17 protein-coding genes are annotated in these 15,818 nt (G+C 65.6%); 1 reads left to right on the forward strand and 16 read right to left on the reverse strand.

Translation table 11 applies throughout. The features are described 5' to 3' along the window. Window positions 1-25: 25 nt before the first annotated feature. The 13 genes from lptB to OEX18_04535 all read right to left on the reverse strand — a co-directional run bounded on the left by lptB (window position 26) and on the right by OEX18_04535 (window position 9,659). The gene (gene lptB, locus OEX18_04475; protein MDH4336514.1) at window positions 26-805 is read right to left on the reverse strand and encodes an LPS export ABC transporter ATP-binding protein; all 780 of its coding nucleotides are present in this window, start codon (window positions 803-805) and stop codon (window positions 26-28) included. Continuing rightward, window positions 786-1,346, reverse strand: coding sequence for an LPS export ABC transporter periplasmic protein LptC (gene lptC / locus OEX18_04480; GenBank protein MDH4336515.1), 561 nt, complete (start codon window positions 1,344-1,346; stop codon window positions 786-788). Before lptC ends, lptB begins: the two co-directional genes overlap by 20 nt. Beyond that, entirely contained in the window at window positions 1,330-2,271 is a 942-nt protein-coding gene (locus OEX18_04485) for a hypothetical protein (protein MDH4336516.1), read from the reverse strand. Before OEX18_04485 ends, lptC begins: the two co-directional genes overlap by 17 nt. A gap of 213 nt (window positions 2,272-2,484) precedes the next feature. Beyond that, a complete protein-coding gene (locus OEX18_04490) occupies window positions 2,485-3,303 on the reverse strand; it encodes a neuromedin U (GenBank protein ID MDH4336517.1) in 819 nt (272 codons plus the stop codon). A gap of 3 nt (window positions 3,304-3,306) precedes the next feature. Then, a complete protein-coding gene (locus OEX18_04495) occupies window positions 3,307-4,317 on the reverse strand; it encodes a KpsF/GutQ family sugar-phosphate isomerase (GenBank protein MDH4336518.1) in 1,011 nt (336 codons plus the stop codon). Between the two features lie 33 nt (window positions 4,318-4,350). Next, complete coding sequence (locus tag OEX18_04500; GenBank protein ID MDH4336519.1) at window positions 4,351-4,881, reverse strand: hypothetical protein; 531 nt, start codon at window positions 4,879-4,881, stop codon at window positions 4,351-4,353. Window positions 4,882-4,900: 19 nt separating this feature from the next. Beyond that, window positions 4,901-5,734, reverse strand: a complete 834-nt coding sequence (gene kdsA / locus OEX18_04505; protein ID MDH4336520.1) for a 3-deoxy-8-phosphooctulonate synthase — start codon at window positions 5,732-5,734, stop codon at window positions 4,901-4,903. 22 nt (window positions 5,735-5,756) lie between these two features. Then, complete coding sequence (locus tag OEX18_04510) at window positions 5,757-7,385, reverse strand: CTP synthase (GenBank protein ID MDH4336521.1); 1,629 nt, start codon at window positions 7,383-7,385, stop codon at window positions 5,757-5,759. Window positions 7,386-7,434: 49 nt separating this feature from the next. After that, complete coding sequence (gene kdsB, locus OEX18_04515) at window positions 7,435-8,151, reverse strand: 3-deoxy-manno-octulosonate cytidylyltransferase (protein ID MDH4336522.1); 717 nt, start codon at window positions 8,149-8,151, stop codon at window positions 7,435-7,437. Between the two features lie 58 nt (window positions 8,152-8,209). Beyond that, complete coding sequence (gene rpmA, locus OEX18_04520; protein ID MDH4336523.1) at window positions 8,210-8,467, reverse strand: 50S ribosomal protein L27; 258 nt, start codon at window positions 8,465-8,467, stop codon at window positions 8,210-8,212. A gap of 26 nt (window positions 8,468-8,493) precedes the next feature. After that, a complete protein-coding gene (gene rplU / locus OEX18_04525; GenBank protein ID MDH4336524.1) occupies window positions 8,494-8,805 on the reverse strand; it encodes a 50S ribosomal protein L21 in 312 nt (103 codons plus the stop codon). Window positions 8,806-8,925: 120 nt separating this feature from the next. After that, window positions 8,926-9,336: a VOC family protein gene (locus tag OEX18_04530; GenBank protein MDH4336525.1), complete on the reverse strand. Its 411-nt coding sequence runs from the start codon at window positions 9,334-9,336 to the stop codon at window positions 8,926-8,928. After that, the gene (locus tag OEX18_04535) at window positions 9,333-9,659 is read right to left on the reverse strand and encodes a hypothetical protein (protein MDH4336526.1); all 327 of its coding nucleotides are present in this window, start codon (window positions 9,657-9,659) and stop codon (window positions 9,333-9,335) included. Before OEX18_04535 ends, OEX18_04530 begins: the two co-directional genes overlap by 4 nt. A 113-nt stretch (window positions 9,660-9,772) precedes the next feature. Here OEX18_04535 and OEX18_04540 point away from each other — a divergent pair, with 113 nt between their 5' ends. After that, window positions 9,773-13,024: a PDZ domain-containing protein gene (locus OEX18_04540; protein MDH4336527.1), complete on the forward strand. Its 3,252-nt coding sequence runs from the start codon at window positions 9,773-9,775 to the stop codon at window positions 13,022-13,024. Window positions 13,025-13,120: 96 nt separating this feature from the next. On the opposite strand, the gene OEX18_04545 is transcribed toward OEX18_04540, so the two are convergent. From OEX18_04545 to OEX18_04555, 3 genes are read right to left on the reverse strand one after another with little or no spacing between them, the layout of a single operon-like run. Beyond that, entirely contained in the window at window positions 13,121-13,825 is a 705-nt protein-coding gene (locus OEX18_04545) for an SDR family oxidoreductase (GenBank protein MDH4336528.1), read from the reverse strand. Between the two features lie 2 nt (window positions 13,826-13,827). After that, window positions 13,828-14,352, reverse strand: a complete 525-nt coding sequence (sodC, locus tag OEX18_04550) for a superoxide dismutase [Cu-Zn] SodC (protein MDH4336529.1) — start codon at window positions 14,350-14,352, stop codon at window positions 13,828-13,830. Window positions 14,353-14,410: 58 nt separating this feature from the next. Continuing rightward, window positions 14,411-15,814: a DUF1254 domain-containing protein gene (locus OEX18_04555; protein MDH4336530.1), complete on the reverse strand. Its 1,404-nt coding sequence runs from the start codon at window positions 15,812-15,814 to the stop codon at window positions 14,411-14,413. Window positions 15,815-15,818: the final 4 nt, after the last annotated feature.

Consider the following 15,818-nt stretch of genomic DNA (forward strand, 5'->3'; position numbering starts at 1 on the left):
TAGTGCGTGCAGACCTCTACGCTGCCTAGAGCCGGAACGAGTTCCCGAGATAGATTTCCCTTACTTCCGCGTCGCCGGCCAGATCGTCGGCCGTACCCGCCCGCTTGATGTTGCCCTCATACATGATGTAGGCACGATCGGTGATGCTCAACGTGTCGCGGACGTTGTGGTCCGTTATGAGGATCCCAAGACCCCGCTCCTTGAGCTTTCTCACGATGCCCTGCAGGTCCTGTACCGCAATGGGATCGATGCCCGCGAAGGGCTCGTCCAGCAGCATGAACTTGGGATTGGTGACGAGCGCACGCGTGATTTCCACGCGCCGCCGTTCGCCACCGGAGAGCTGGTATCCCATGCTCTTGCGGATGTGCGATATGTCCAGTTGCTCGAGCAGTTCGTCCAGCCTCCGCTTGCGATCGCTGCGCGAGTAGCGCATCGTCTCCAGCACCGCCATCAGGTTGTCCTCGACGCTCAACCCGCGGAAGATCGACGGCTCCTGCGGGAGATACCCGATACCCAGGCGCGCACGCTTGTACATGGGCGTGTGGGTGATGTCGCGCTCGTCCAGACGGATGTTCCCGTCGTTGGGGCGGATCATACCGACGATCATGTAGAAGGTCGTCGTCTTGCCGGCACCATTCGGCCCCAGCAGGCCCACCACCTCGCCACCGTTGACGTCGATGCTCACCCCGCCCACCACGCGCCGGCGGCCGTATACCTTGACCACGTTGTCCGTAGACAGGCGTGGCTGCTGTCCGGGCTGCGGCACCGGATCCAGCTCGGCGAGCTTACTGGTTGAACTTTCCATCTTCCTCGCGGACGACGGCGTGCACGTCCTTCTTGATCACAACCGAATCCAGCGTGTGGTCGCACTCCAGCCCGATTCCCGTGACCACGTCTCTGCCGCGCGTCAACTTGACGAAACTGTCGCTCACAATCATGTCCGCCTCGTTCAGGTAGCGCAGGCTGTCGGTCTCCAGCACCTCACCCTTGAACGACACCGCCACCACGTTCCCGTACGCCAGCATGTCGTGCGAATCCAGCAGATACTCGCCCTTGTCGGCGGTCAGCGTGGTCTGCAGGTTCCCCAGCTTGTCGTAGAACTCGATTCTGGGGTCATCCATCACAAACACGTTCCTCGCGTTGAACCGGTTTGCGTGGGGCGCTCTGAGCGTCCACTGCACGCGGCCACTGTCGGATTCCTGGGTCGCAAAGTCCGTCACCGTCTCGTCGGGGATGGCGGGATCCCGGACCGCGGCGTCCTGCTCTTCCTTCCTGTCGCACGCGGCCAGCGCCACCGCCACCGCCAGCACCCCAAGCAGCCACCGTGCCTTACGCCTCCGCCGCATACGCCGCCTCCACCCCGTCGTCTCCTGTTTCCTGCCCGCGCCAGCGGTGATGGAACCACACCCACTGCTTGGGGTCGATCCGAATCAGCCGTTCCACCGCCAGCGAACACGCTTCGGTGATTTCGCGTACCGCGCGTTCGCGGCCGGCGCGATCCGGATTCCCGGCGGGGATCTCCGGCAGCACGTGGATCACGTGCCGGCCGTTGCGGCCGATGAACACCCCCATGGGGAGTATCGCGGCCCCGCTGGCCAGTGCCATCTTCGCGACCGCCGTCGGCGTGTACGCCGGGCGCCCGAAGAACGGCACCCACATCCCCGCCACCCGCGTGTGCTGGTCGATCAGCACACCAAGAATCTCTCCGCGCTTGAGCGGCTCGAACATCCGCCGCGGATTGTCGTCGCGGTCGATGGTAGCGACGCCGAACGACTTTCGAATTCCCACCAGGCGATCATTGAGCCGCGCCACCTTCATGCGCCGCGCGATCACCGAAACCGAATACCCGCGCGCCACGAAGTTCGCCGGCATGATCTCCCAGCACCCGATGTGGCCGGTGATCACGATGACGCCCCTGCCCTTGCCGTGCGCGGCGAGAAAGTTCTCCATGCCCTCGACGCGTTCGACGCGGTCCAGCAGCGTGCGTTGCGACGCCCCTTCCAGCCGCAGGAACTCGTATACGTTGCGGCCCAGCGTCTTGAACATCGCCGTCGCCAGCGCGCGCCGAAACGGCGCGGGGGCGTCGGGAAACGCGATGCCCAGGTTGTCCTCGGCGCGGCGCCGGTCCTTCTGGAAGAGGCGCGCCGCCAGCGAGCCGACCCCTGCGAACATCGCCTGCCCGGCACGACGCGGGGTCAGCCGGGCGCCCAGCGTCAGCCCCTGAACCACCGCCACTTCGGCGGCGCGTTTGATTTTCTTCCGCGTCCGCACCGGCTCCCAACCCGAGGTTGTGCTCAAAATCCGTCCGCCCGAGATTGGCACGGGCGACCAAAAGCGTTCACACTGAAGTAGTTAGCACAACCAAGAGGTGGTGTCAAGCAACGACTGTGCCAAATGCGGAAGTATAAGGAACTTTGAGGAGTTACCGAAGCCGAATCCGGCACAGAACCGGGGCGCGGGGTGCAACCCCCGCGCCGCCCGAAATCATTTGGGATAGAGCAGAATGACCGCGATGCGCAGCTGGTTGCCGGGGGCACCGTCCGGGCGCTCGACGTTGGCGTAGTACTGCGCGGTGAGGTTGAGCGGGCGCTTGTTGAGCCGGGTGGTGCGCGTGATGCCCATGCCGAGCGGGATCGTCCACTCCTGCCCGTCCGCCGCGTCGAAGTTTGCGGTGATCAGCGGCGCAAACGAGAGCGCCCAACCCTTGCCGAAGTTGTAGTTGATGAAAGGCTGCGCCACGAAGAGGTCGGTCTTGGGATCCCCGCCGTGGTCCGAGTAATTCCAGTACTGGTTGACGAGCCCGCCGATCACCCATGGGCCCGCCATGGTGAGCGCAACCGCGCCGGGGCCGATGGCCCAGCTGCCGGTCTTCACCAGGTCGTTGGTCGCGGTGGGGAGCGAAAATACGGGGCCGATGCCCCAGATGAGTTTGCCCGGGTTGCCGGGAGTCAGGTAGAACGCCTGCTGGATATCCCCAACGCCGGTGATGCGGTCGGCGGGGGATCCGCCCGGGAAATTGTAGAAGGGCACGATGGTGCGAGAGATCACGTTCCACTCGCTGGAGATCGCGAACGGCAGCACCGGCTGGAAGTTCAGCAGGAACATGGTTTCGTCGCCGTAACCACCGCCGTTGTTGAAATTGAACTGAAATGGAAAGCTCAGCAGGTTCCCCACCGGGTTCTGGCTCGTCTTGGCCAGACTGGTGAGGTCGTGTTCCGGCGCCGGCGCTTCCTCCGCGGCGGCGCTGCCCGCCATGGCGATGACGATCAGGAACGCGGCGATCGACAATAGCGGCTTCGGCATTCTTCACTCCGTTCTTAGTCCGGAACGAAGAATGTCGTGCACGTGCAGCAAGCCGACGGGCTTTCCGCCGGAATCGACGATGAACAGCATAAGCAATGGCCCGGGCAGATTGAGTTCCATGCGCGCCAGCGCGTCGGCCGCCAGCACATCCGGCTCGATGGTCTTGGGGTTGCGCGTCATGACCTCGCCGACGGGGACGTCGAGCGCGTCGTCGCGGCGCGTGATGATACGCTTGATGTCGCCGTCGGTCACGATCCCCGTGAGCACACCCGCGGCGTTGACCACGCCGGTGCAGCCGATGCTCTTCTCCATGGTCTCGAAGAGCGCGTCGCGCAGCGTGGTCGCCTCGCTTACCACCGGCAGCGCGTTGCCGGTGCGCATCACTTCGCTGACCTTGAGATTCAAACGCTTGCCCAGCATACCGCCCGGGTGGGTGCGCGCAAACTCCTCCGCGGTGAAGCCGCGCCGCTCCACCAGCGCGCTGGCCAGCACGTGCCCCAGCACCAGCGACACGGTGGCGCTGGTGGTGGGGGCCAGGCCCAGGCAGCCGGCCTCGTGTGATCCGTCGAATTCCAGCACGATGTCGCTGTGCTGGGCGAGATAGCTGCTGCGCGACGCGGTCATGGCGATCATGGTGACATCCAGCTTCTTGAGCGCGGGCACGTAGCTGCGCAGCTCGTCGCCCATGCCGCTCTTGGAGATGATGACGACGACGTCCTCCCCGTGCACCAGGCCGAGGTCGCCGTGGCTGGCCTCGAAGGCGTGGACGTAGAAGGCGGGGGTGCCGGTACTGGTGAGGGTGCTCGCGATCTTCTTGGCGATCTGTCCGGACTTGCCCACCCCGGACACGATGATGCGCCCGCGGCACGCAAGAATGGCGTCCACCGCGCGCCCCAGTTCGGGCCCCAGCCCGTCGCGCAGGGCGCGCAGCCCCTCTATCTCCTCGTCGATGACGCGGCGTGCGCCGGCGACGACCGCGTCGGTATCCTTGTTCCTGTCCGTCTTCACCGGCATGAGGGTATCACGTTCACCATGGAGTGTCCCGCCTCATGCCTTCCCGGCGGGCTTCGAGGAGGACTCCTCGGGCAGCGGTTTCAGGAAGAAAGAGGTCAGCGTGCGCGTCCCGAGGTTCTTCTGCACCACGGACAACGCATTGTAGACCAGCAGGGCGGTGGTGATGCAGAGCGCGTTCATCGCGATGTGCTCGGCGTTGGTGTCGCGCATCTGTGCCTGCACCGACGCACCGAACCCCCCGTACTCGTGCCGCCCCTCCAGACCCTTCTCCAGCACCAGCACCACGACCACACCCAGGCTGTACAGGACGGTGCGCGCCACCACGTCGACCCACGCGGGGCGGCGGCCCACCCATTTTCCCAGCGGGATGGGCTCCATGAGCAGGATCACCTTGGCGAGGATCAGCGCGCTCACCAGCACGATCGAGAGTCCCTTGAACTCGATGTGGTACTGCTCCAGCATCAGTTTTTTGAGTGCGATGAGGAACCCGAACCACAGCACGAAGTACACCCACGCCAGGGTGAGCGACACCAGCTCGTGCCTCAACTTGGCGGAAAAGCTCATGATTGCACCATACCCCTAGCTAGTTGCCGTCCAGACCGCGCGACGCGGCCACGATGCGTGCCACCTGCGCGAGCAAACCGTCCAGCTGATCGAACGGCAGCATCGACGCCGCGTCCGAGAGTGCCCGCGACGGGTCGGGATGCGTCTCGATGAAGAAGCCGTCCACCGGAACCGCCGCCGCGGCTCGCGCCATCATGGCGGCGAGCGCCGGTTCGCCGCCGGACTTGTTTCCCAGGCCACCCGGCCGCTGCAGGCTGTGCGTGACGTCGAAGATCACCGGTGCTCCCGCGGCGCGCATGCGCGCGAAGCCGCGAAAGTCGACCACCAGGTCGTGATAGCCGAAGGTCGACCCGCGCTCGGTCAACAGCACGTCGTCGGCGCCGGCGGCGTGGAGCTTCTTGACCACGTTGACCATGTCCTCGGGGGCCATGAACTGCCCCTTCTTGACGTTCACCGGCTTGCCGCACGCACCCGCCGCCTCCAGCAGGCTGGTCTGCCGGCACAGAAAAGCGGGGATCTGCACCACGTCCAGCACCGCCGCGGCGGCCGGCACCTCGGCGGCGGTATGCACGTCGGAAAGCACCGGCACCCCGACGCGCGCGCGAACGTTCTCCAGCACGCGCAGGCCCTCGTAGATGCCGGGACCGCGGAAACTGTCCCCCGCGCTGCGGTTGTCCTTGAGGTAGCTCGCCTTGAACACGAACTGGAACTCGGCGGCGGACGGGAGCTTCGAGATGGATTCGGCCAGGGAGAGCGCGAGCTCGGCGGACTCGATGACGCACGGCCCCGCGATCAGCAGGGGCTTGTTGCCTCCGCCGACGCGATACGACCCGATGGATGCGGAGACCGGCACCGGAACCTCCCGCGCAACGCGCCTAGGCGCTCATCTGCCGGGCGGAGGAATGCGAGTTGCGCTGGGCCTTGGCGGCGCGAACCAGCCCGAAGAACAACGGATGCGGCCGGTTGGGCCGGCTCTTCAGTTCGGGGTGGAACTGGCAGGCGATGAAGTACGCGTGATCGGCTATTTCAATGATCTCGACCAGGCTGCCGTCCGGCGACGTTCCCGAGAAGGTGAGCCCGTTGCGCTCCAGCGTTTCGCGGTACTCGTTGTTCACTTCCCAGCGGTGGCGGTGACGCTCGCTGATCTCGCCGTCCCCGTACAGTTCTTCGGCCAGCGTGCCGGGGGTGATGCGGCACGGGTACGCGCCCAGTCGCATGGTGCCGCCCTTCTTGCCGCTGTGCGTCTGCCCCTCCATGAGATCGATGACGGGGTTGGGGCAGTTGGGGCTGAACTCGCTGGAGAGCGCGTCCTTGATGCCGCACACATTCCGGGCGAATTCGATGACGGCGCACTGCAGCCCCAGGCATATGCCCAGGAAGGGGATGTCGTTCTCGCGCGCGTAACGGATGGCCTCCACCTTGCCCGCGATGCCCCGATCTCCAAACCCGCCCGGCACCAGAACACCGCCCACACCGCGCAGAACCTCTTCGGCGCCCAGTTTCTCCACGTCTTCCGCATCCACCCACTGCACGGTCACGTGCACGTCGTTTTGCACGCCGGCGTGCGTGAACGACTCGATGATCGACTTGTACGCGTCCTGGATCTGCACGTACTTCCCCACCACCGCAATCTTCACCTCGTCCTCGATGGCGGTCATGCGCCGGATCATGCGCTCCCACGCCTCCAGGTCGGGTTGACCCGCCTCGATGTGCAGCATCTTGAGGATGATGTCGTCCAGTCCCTCGCGGTGAAAGTGCAACGGCACATGGTAGATGGACGCGACGTCGCGCGCCTCGATCACCGCGCGCTCGCGCACGTTGCAGAAGAGCGCAATCTTGCTGCGGATGTCCTTGCCCAGCGGCACCTCGGTGCGGCACAGAAGGACGTCCGGCTGGATACCGATCTCCAGCAGGCCCTTGACGCTGTGCTGGGTGGGCTTGGTCTTGATCTCCCGCGCCGCCTTGATATACGGCACCAGGGTGAGATGGATGAAGAGGCAGTTCTCCGCCCCCTCCTCGTGGCGCATCTGGCGGCAGGCCTCCAGGAAGGGCAGGCTCTCGATGTCGCCGGTGGTCCCGCCGATCTCGGTGATGATCACGTCCACGTCGCCCTTCTCGCCCGCCGCGCGCACGCGCGCCTTGATCTCGTCGGTGATGTGCGGCACCACCTGCACGGTCTTGCCCAGGTAACCGCCCGAGCGCTCGCGCTCGATCACCGCCTGGTAGACCTTGCCGGCGGTGACGCTGTTGTCGAGGGTGAGACTCTGGTCGAGGAAGCGTTCGTAGTGGCCGAGATCGAGATCCGTCTCGCCGCCATCATCGGTGACGAAGACCTCGCCGTGCTGGAACGGGCTCATGGTGCCCGGGTCCACGTTGAGATAGGGATCGAATTTCTGGATGACGACGCGCAGCCCGCGCTGTTTGAGGAGCAACCCGATCGATGCCGCCGCGATGCCCTTGCCGAGAGATGAGACGACACCACCGGTGATGAAAATGTATTTCATGCTTCCGTTGCTCCTTCGCGGTTGGGTGAGTGGTTCGTCCCCGTTCGATTCAGTCTAGGGAGACTCGCACGACCCTTTCAACATTTTTTATGTCCGCGGGCACGTCAACTCCCACCGTGGCGCGTTTTGTCTCCACCACGCCGATTCTCATGCCATTTTCCAGCGCCCGCAGCTGCTCCAGGCGCTCGGCGATCTCCAGCGGGGAGCGCGGCAGGCGCGCAAACCGCGCCAGCGCCTCGCGGCGGAAGGCGTACACGCCCACGTGGCGGTATGCGGTACCCGTGGCCAGCCCGCCCTCGGGAATGGGGGTACGCGAGAAATACATGGCGTGCCCGCGCCGGTCGAGCGCCACCTTGACCACGTGGGTGCTCTGAAATTCTTTCACGCTGTGAATCTGGTGGCAGGCGGTGACGATGTCGACCGAGGGGTCGCGCTGCAGGCGATCCACCATGCGCTCCACCATGCGCGGGTCGAACACGGGCTCGTCGCCCTGCAGGTTGACCACGATGGGCGAGCGCAGCTTGCGCGCCGCCTCCGCCACGCGATCGGTGCCGGTGACGTGGTCGTCGCGCGTCATGATCACCTGGCCGCCGAAGGCGCGCACCGCGTCCACGATGCGGTCGTCGTCGGTGGCCACCACCACGCGCTCTGCGCCGCGCACGAGCAACGCCCCCCGGTATACCCACTCGATCAGGGGTTTACCGGAAATCGTCGCGAGAGGTTTGCCGGGAAAACGTGTCGACCCGTAGCGGGCCGGGAGAACGATCGCGAAGGATGGAGACACGGGGGCCGGGCGACCGGCCGGACGCTTGGTTCGCGGAGCGCTAGTTCGCTTCGACGACGCTGACGCGCTTGCGGTTCTTGCCGAACGTTTCGAACTTGACCGTGCCCGTGACTTTGGCAAAGAGCGTATCGTCCTTTCCTCGGCCCACGTTCTGGCCGGGGTGGATTCGGGTGCCGCGCTGGCGAACGATGATGGAACCGGCGGTGATGAACTCGCCGGAGAAACGCTTCACTCCCAGCCGCTGGCCGTGACTGTCGCGCCCATTCTTGGAACTGCCTACACCTTTTTTATGAGCCATGACTGATTTTCCTTCATCCCATCCCGTCAGCCACCGAAACCGGAGACCCGGATTTCGGTGAACCACTGCCGGTGGCCGTTCTTGCGGCGGTAACCCTTCCGCCGCTTCTTCTTGAAGACGATGATCTTGTCGCCGCGGCCGTGGCGGACCACTTCGCCGCTGATCGACTTGCCGGCCACGAACGGGGCACCCACCTCGGTGCTCTTGCCGTCCGACCACAGCAGAACTTCCTCGATCTTGACACTGCCACCCACCTCGGCTTCCAGCTTGGGAACGCGGAGGATGGAATTGGGGGTGGCCTTGAACTGCAGGCCGGCGATTTTTACGATGGCGTACATGATTGCTCCACTTCAGGTTTCCGCCGCCCGCACCCGTGCCGGGCCGCTCCAGGCGGTAGAAAATAACCTGTCATTTGTAATTCATGGGACCCCGGTGTGTCAAGGGGTCAACTTCGCCGGTCACTCGTCTTTCGGGCCCACCCACATGGCCGGGTTCCAGGCCACCTCCCACAGGAAGCCGTCCGGATCGGCGAAATAGCCCGAATATCCCCCCCAGAACACGTCCTGGGCCGGTTTGAGGATGCGGGCCCCGGCGGTGGCGGCCGTGGCCATTACCGCGTCCACCTCGGCCTTCGAGGCCACGTTGTGGGCCAGCGAGAACCCGCGGAAGCCGTCGCCGCCGGCCGGGACCTGGGCGTCCTCGGCCAGGAGGTCCCGCGGGTAGAGGCCGAGCCAGGTGCCGTTGAGGTTGAAGAAGGCCACGTCCGCCTCCATGGGGATGCGCGGCAGCCCCAGACCCTCCTCGTAGAAGCGGATCGACCGCGAGAGGTCGGAGACCCCCAGGGTGATCATGCTGATCCGCGGCTTCATGGCGCCTTCCCCTTCATGCCGAAGACCCAGGCGATGCCGATGAGCATGATAAGCAGAATCGCGGCCACGGTCAGGTGGCGCATGCGGTTGACGGCCGCCTCCACCGCCTCGTTGAGGTAGAGGCGCCCGTCGGGCGTGCGCACGATGATCCCCCGCTTCTGCATGGTCCGGAACACGAGGTGGCCGCGCAGCTCGAGCGAGCTCTCGGGGACCGCCCGCGCCGGCGAGGTGGCGCCGGCGGCACGAAAGGCCGCGATAATCTGGCGCCGGCGCCGGGCAACCGATGCGCCGGCCGCCCCACCCGCAATACCACCGAAGGACATGGCATTCCTCCTGTCATTAGGGGCTTCCGGTGGCGGCAAATCCGTGTAAGTATCGTGTCCTGCCGCGTCCGAAATTGTACGCCCAATCCTCACAGATACAAGTGGAGATGCCCATGAAACGTGCACGACATTCGCTCATCCTCGCATCGCTGGTTTCCCTGTTCGCATCCGGCGCCCTCGCCCAGATCAACGCGCGCCTCATGCAGAACCCCGACGTGTCGCAGACCCAGGTGGTCTTCGCCTACGGCGGCGACCTGTGGGTGGTCGCCAAGGAGGGTGGAACCGCGGCGCGGTTGAGTTCGCCCGCCGGGCAGGAGCTGTTTCCGCGCTTCTCCCCGGATGGGACGCGCATCGCTTTCGGCGCCAACTACGACGGCAACACGGACATCTACGTGATCCCCACCGGCGGCGGCATGCCGGTGCGTGTCACCAACCACGGCATGACCGACCGCGTGCTGGACTGGTACCCGGACGGTTCGAAGATCCTGTTCTCGTCGATGATGCACAGCGGCCGCCAGCGCTTCAGCCAGTTCTACGCGGTCGCCCCCGCGGGCGGCCTGCCGCAGCAGCTGCCGGTTCCCTACGGCGAGTTCGGCGTGATTTCGCCGGACGGCAAATCGATCGCCTACACGCCGCGTTCGCGCGCACACCGCACCTGGAAGCGCTACCGGGGCGGCACCGCGCCCGACATGGTGATCTTCGATCTCGAGAAGAAGACCGCGCAGACCATCGCGCCCGACCCGGCCAACGACGAGTTCCCCATGTGGACGGGGCGCAAGATCTACTTTCTTTCTGACCGCGACGCGAGCCAGCGCGGCAACATCTGGTCGTACGACCTGGATTCGAAAGCGCTCAAGCAGGTGACCACGTTCAAGGACTTCGACGTGCGCTACCCGGCCATGGGGCCGTCGGACATCGTGTTCGAAGCGGGCGGGCTCCTGTACGTGCTCAAGCTGGCGGACGATTCCTACCAGGCCATCGACGTCAAGGTGGTCACCGACGAACTCACGCTGCTCCCGCGCCTGCAGAACGCCGCGGATCTCATCAGCAACGTGTCCCTCGCCCCCGACGGCAAACGCGCGCTGTTCACCGCGCGCGGCGACGTGTTCTCGGTGCCGGCCCAGAACGGTCCCGTAATCGACATCACGCGCACGCCCGCATCCGCGGAGCGGTACGCGGCGTGGTCGCCGGACGGCAAGACCGTCGCGTACTGGAGCGACGCGTCGGGCGAGTATGAACTGACGCTGCTCGACGCTTCCGGTTCGGCGGCACCGCGCAAGGTGACGTCGTACGGCCCCGGCTTCCGCTACCGGCTGTACTGGTCGCCGGACAGCAGGATGATCGCGTTCATCGACCAGGCCATGAAGGTGTACGTCTACGACGTGGCGAAGAACCGCACCATGGACGTCGACCAGAACCGCTTCCTGTACGAGGGTGAGTTGCAGGGTTTTGCGCCGGCGTGGTCGCCGGACAGCCGCTGGCTCGCCTACCGGCGCGACATGCCCAACCAGGCGGGTGCGATCTGCCTGTTCGACACGCAGAGCGGCAAGAGCACGCAGGTGACGTCGGGTTACTACAGCGACACCATGCCGTCGTTCGACCCCGACGGGAAGTACCTCTACTTCCTCACCAACCGCAACTTCGACCCGGTCTATTCCGACATGGACAACTCGTGGGTGTATCCCAACGCCACCCAGATTGCGGCGGCGTCGCTCACCGGCGACGTCCCCTCCCCGCTGGCGCCGAAGAACGACTCGACTTCTGTCGATACCGGCGACAAGGACAAGAAGGACGAGAAGAAAGCCGACAAGGACAAGAAGAAGGATGCACCGCCGGAGACGAAGATCACGCTCGACGGCTTCGAGCGCCGCGTGGTGGTGCTGCCGCCCCACGCGGGCAACTTCGGGCGCATTCAGGCGGTGTCGGGCAAACTGGTATTCCAGCGCCGTCCCAACTCCGGCTCGGCGGACGAGGACTCGCCCGTCATGTACTACGACCTCGAGGAGCGCGAAGAGCAGACCATCGTGGACGACGCGGACTACTTCGAGGTGAGCGCCAACGGCGAGAAGATCCTGATTGCCGACGGTGACGACTACGCTGTGGTCGATATCGACAAGGATCAGAAGATGGAGAAGAAAATGCCCGCGGGCACGCTGGAGATGACGGTGGACCCGCGCGCCGAGTGGCACCAGATGTTCAACGACGCGTGGCGCTTCCAGCGCGACTACTTCTACGACAAGGGCATGCACGGCGTGGACTGGAATGCCATGCGCGCGCGCTACGGCAAGCTGGTGGACCAGGCGGTGACGCGCTGGGACATGAACTTCGTCATCGGCGAGTTGATTGCAGAGCTCAGCTCGTCGCACACCTACCGCGGCGGCGGCGACACCGACGAAGCAGCGGACATCTCCGTGGGCTACCTGGGCGTGGACTGGGAGCTTTCGGGCGGCGCGTACCGCATCCGGCGCATCGTGCGCGGCGCACCCTGGGACGCCGAGGTACGTTCGCCGCTGGACATGCCCGCTGTAGACGTGAAGACGGGCGACTACGTCCTCGCCGTCAACGGGCGGCCCATCGATACCAGCAAGGCGCCGTGGGGCGCGTTTGCCGGGCTGGCGGGCAAGAGCGTGGATCTCACCGTGAACGACAAGCCGTCCATGGACGGCGCGCGGCACGTGCTGGTGGAACTGCTCGACGACGAGACGCGGCTGCGCCACCTGGAGTGGATCGAGGGCAACCGCAAGCGCGTCGACGAGGCGACGGGGGGCAAGATCGGCTACATCTACGTTGAGAGCACAGGGCGGTCCGCGCAGTCCATGCTGGTGCGCCAGTTCATGGCCCAGTTCACCAAGGAGGGGCTCATCGTCGATGAGCGCTTCAACAGCGGCGGACAGATTCCCGACCGCTTCGTCGAGCTGCTCAACCGCCCTGCGCTGGCGTTCTGGGCGGTGCGCGACGGACAGACGTGGCAGTGGCCGCCGGTGGCGAACTTCGGACCCAAGGTGATGCTGATCAACGGCTGGAGTGGTTCGGGTGGCGATGCCTTCCCGGATTACTTCCGCAAGGCGGGCCTCGGGCCGCTCATCGGAACGCGCACCTGGGGTGGTCTGATCGGGATCTCGGGCGCGCCGGAGCTGGTGGACGGCGGCGTGGTGACGGTGCCGACGTTTCGCATGTACGACCCCACCGGCGCGTGGTTCCTGGAGGGACACGGTGTCGATCCCGACATCGAGGTGCCGGAGGATCCCGCGCAGCTCGCGAAGGGTGTCGACACGCAGCTCGAGCGCGCCATCGAAGAAGTGATGAAGGCGCTCAAGGCCGGCAAGCCGGCCGACCCGGGCCGCCCGGCAGCCGAGAAGCGGTAACTCGCCACTGCGTGGACATAAAGAAGCCGTCCCGAGCGTCGTGCACGGGGCGGCTTCTTCATATTCACAACCGTAACGGTCGGGGTCAGGCGGCCGTCACCAGGGATTGGTCGCCCACACCGACAACTCGGGGATCATGCCCCGGTCGTCCAGCTCGATCACCGACTTGATCGCGTGTGCGATCTCCATCGAGGTGAGCTTGTTGGGCGGCGCTTCGCGTTCCCTGCCGTCTTCGCGGCCGAACGCGGTGGCCACTTCGCTGGGTGCAATGAGGGTCACGCGGATGTCGTGCTTGCGCAGCTCGGCCTGCCAGCACTCGGTCATGCCGCGCAGCGCAAACTTGGACGCGGCGTAGACGGTTCCGCCCGGAAAGCCCTTGAGCCCGGCGGTGGAACCGATATTGATGATGTGCCCGCGCGACTTCTGCTGCCTGAAGAGCGAGGCGGCACGCGCGCCCATGAGTGCGGCGCCGTACACGTTCACGGAAAAGATCTTCTCGAACTGCTCGAAGGTGACCTTCTCCATCTCCACGAACTCACCGATGCCGGCGTTGTTGACCAGGCAGTCGAGACCGCCCAGCCGCTTCTGCACGTCCTGGTAGGTGCGCTCCACGTCCTTCGGGTTGCCGGCGTCGGCCACGATGGCCACGGCGCCGGTCTCGGTTGCCGCCCGGTGCAGGCGCTCCTCGTGACGCCCGGTGATGGCCACCTTCGCCCCCGCCTCGCACAACACCTGTGCGGCGGCCCTGCCGATACCGAGGCTCCCGCCCGTAATAAGAATGCGTGCATCTTTGAGCTTCATGATTACTCCGCCACGCCGCACGCCACGCGCGCGCCACCGCCACCGAGCGGCGCGGGGGTGTCGGAGTAGTTGTCGCCGCCGGCGTGGATCATGAGCGCGCGGCCCTTGAGGTCTTTCACCTTCAGCCGCGGCGCCAGCAGCATGAGCGTGGCGGTGCCGTCCGCCGCGACATACAGCGGCGGCAGGTCGCCCAGGTGGCCGTCGGCGTAGGGCCCCAGGTGTTTGCCGGTCCCGGCGGGGTCGTAGTGCCCGCCGGCAGCGAGGCCCGCCACCATCTTACCGTCCTTCTCGGAGCACTGGCAGCTCGCGTGCTCGTGCACGTGGAAGCCGTGCAGCCCGGGGGTAAGGCCCTTGAGATCGGGTGTCAGCAGCAGTCCGTAGGGTGTGTCCGTCGCCACCACGGTGCCGATGCTCGCGCCGACGCCGGTATCGGTGGTGAGATGGACGGCAATGGTGAGCGTGTCGGCGTAGGCGGGCACCGTCGCCAGGAGTACGGTGGCCGCGAGCAGAGCGATTGTCTTCTTCATGGAAGGCCTCCTCGTGTTCGTTGGAACGTAATCGAACACGACGGGTTCCGCAACCGGCTCAGCCCTTGACCCGCTCCAGCGGTGGTTGTCTCCATTTGCCATCGAGGGCCGGTTGCTGTGGTTGATACAGGCGCATGACCACGAAGAACGGTCCGTTGGGCGCGGGCAGCCAGTTTGCCTGCCTGCCCGGCCCGGGCGACGCGTACTGCAGGTAGATGGTGATGCTGCCGTCCTTGTCCTTCTTCAACTTCTTCACCATCGACGAGTTGATCAGGTAGCGCTCCAGGGGGTTCGCGACCAGGAGTTTCGTCGTGGCGTCGTACATGGTGATGGACCAGAACGCGTCCACCGGCGGCAACTGGCCCTTCGCAAACGTGAGCGTGTAGCGCGCGGCGGCCGCGTCCAGCGGCTGCCCGCCGGAATCAACCAGGTACGCCGGGTACATGGCCTCCTGCTTCGAGTTTCCGTAGATCCCCATCACCGCGCCGGTCATGCGATACAGGTAGTTGTCCCCAAGAAACTCGCGCGTGCCGAACACGTCGCCGCTGTGGACCTTTCCAGACGCCCCGAGGCCCTGTATCGAGTCGCACGCCGCCCACGCGTCGGCCATTCCGGCCTCGAAGGCCGTGCGCGTGCCGGGCTCCAGCGCGGCCACGTCGAACGTCTTCCCCGCGCCCACACCGATCCGGGCAAGGCGCACCATCAGGGGGTCTTCCGAGGGATTCCTCGGGCAGAACTGCAGAATCCAGTTGAGGACGCCGAAGAACTCGAGCGAGTTGCGCTCCGCCGCGTTGCTGAGCGGCGGCATGAACTCGATATCCGGCGCACGCTCGGGGGGTGTCTCACCCAGGAAACGCGACAGCGGTTGCACCTTGTAGCGTAGCTGGATGTCCTTGACCTCGTCGATGTCGCGCGGGTCGAAGAGCTGGGTGCGATAGATCACCAGCGCCAGCTCCGTTTCGCTGCGAATCACCGCGGTGATACCCGGCGGTGTTTCGCCCTGCCAGCCCGGCCCCGCCAGCATGAACACGCCGCCGTCGTTGCCGGTGGCGCGGGTGCCGACATAGGCGAAATTATAGGTGTAGAGATCGATGAACTGGAGCGAGTAGTAGCGCCCCTTGTCGATCGCGGGGATGGTGAGCACCAGCGGCTCGGTGCGCAGGTCGGCGCCCAGAAACGAGTAGGGCGTGTCGGAATTGGGCGTCTGTACCGCCCTGTCATCGGGCGTGTAGACGCGCGCCACACTGACCAGCTCGTTCCACGGCCCCTTGTAGTCGGGGCCAGCGGTGTCGACGAAGTACGAGTGCAGCACGCGGTAGCCGTCCACCAGCGGGAAGCCATAGACATACGCTTCCTTCGCGATGGCGCGAATCTCCGCGGGAGTGATCTCCGGTTCCTTCGGCCCGCACGACGCCACGGCCGAGAGAACGAACACGGTCGCCACAAACAAACGCGTTTTCATTGCA

This window comes from Candidatus Krumholzibacteriia bacterium (assembly GCA_029865265.1).
Lineage (GTDB): Bacteria > Krumholzibacteriota > Krumholzibacteriia > WVZY01 > JAKEHA01 > JAKEHA01.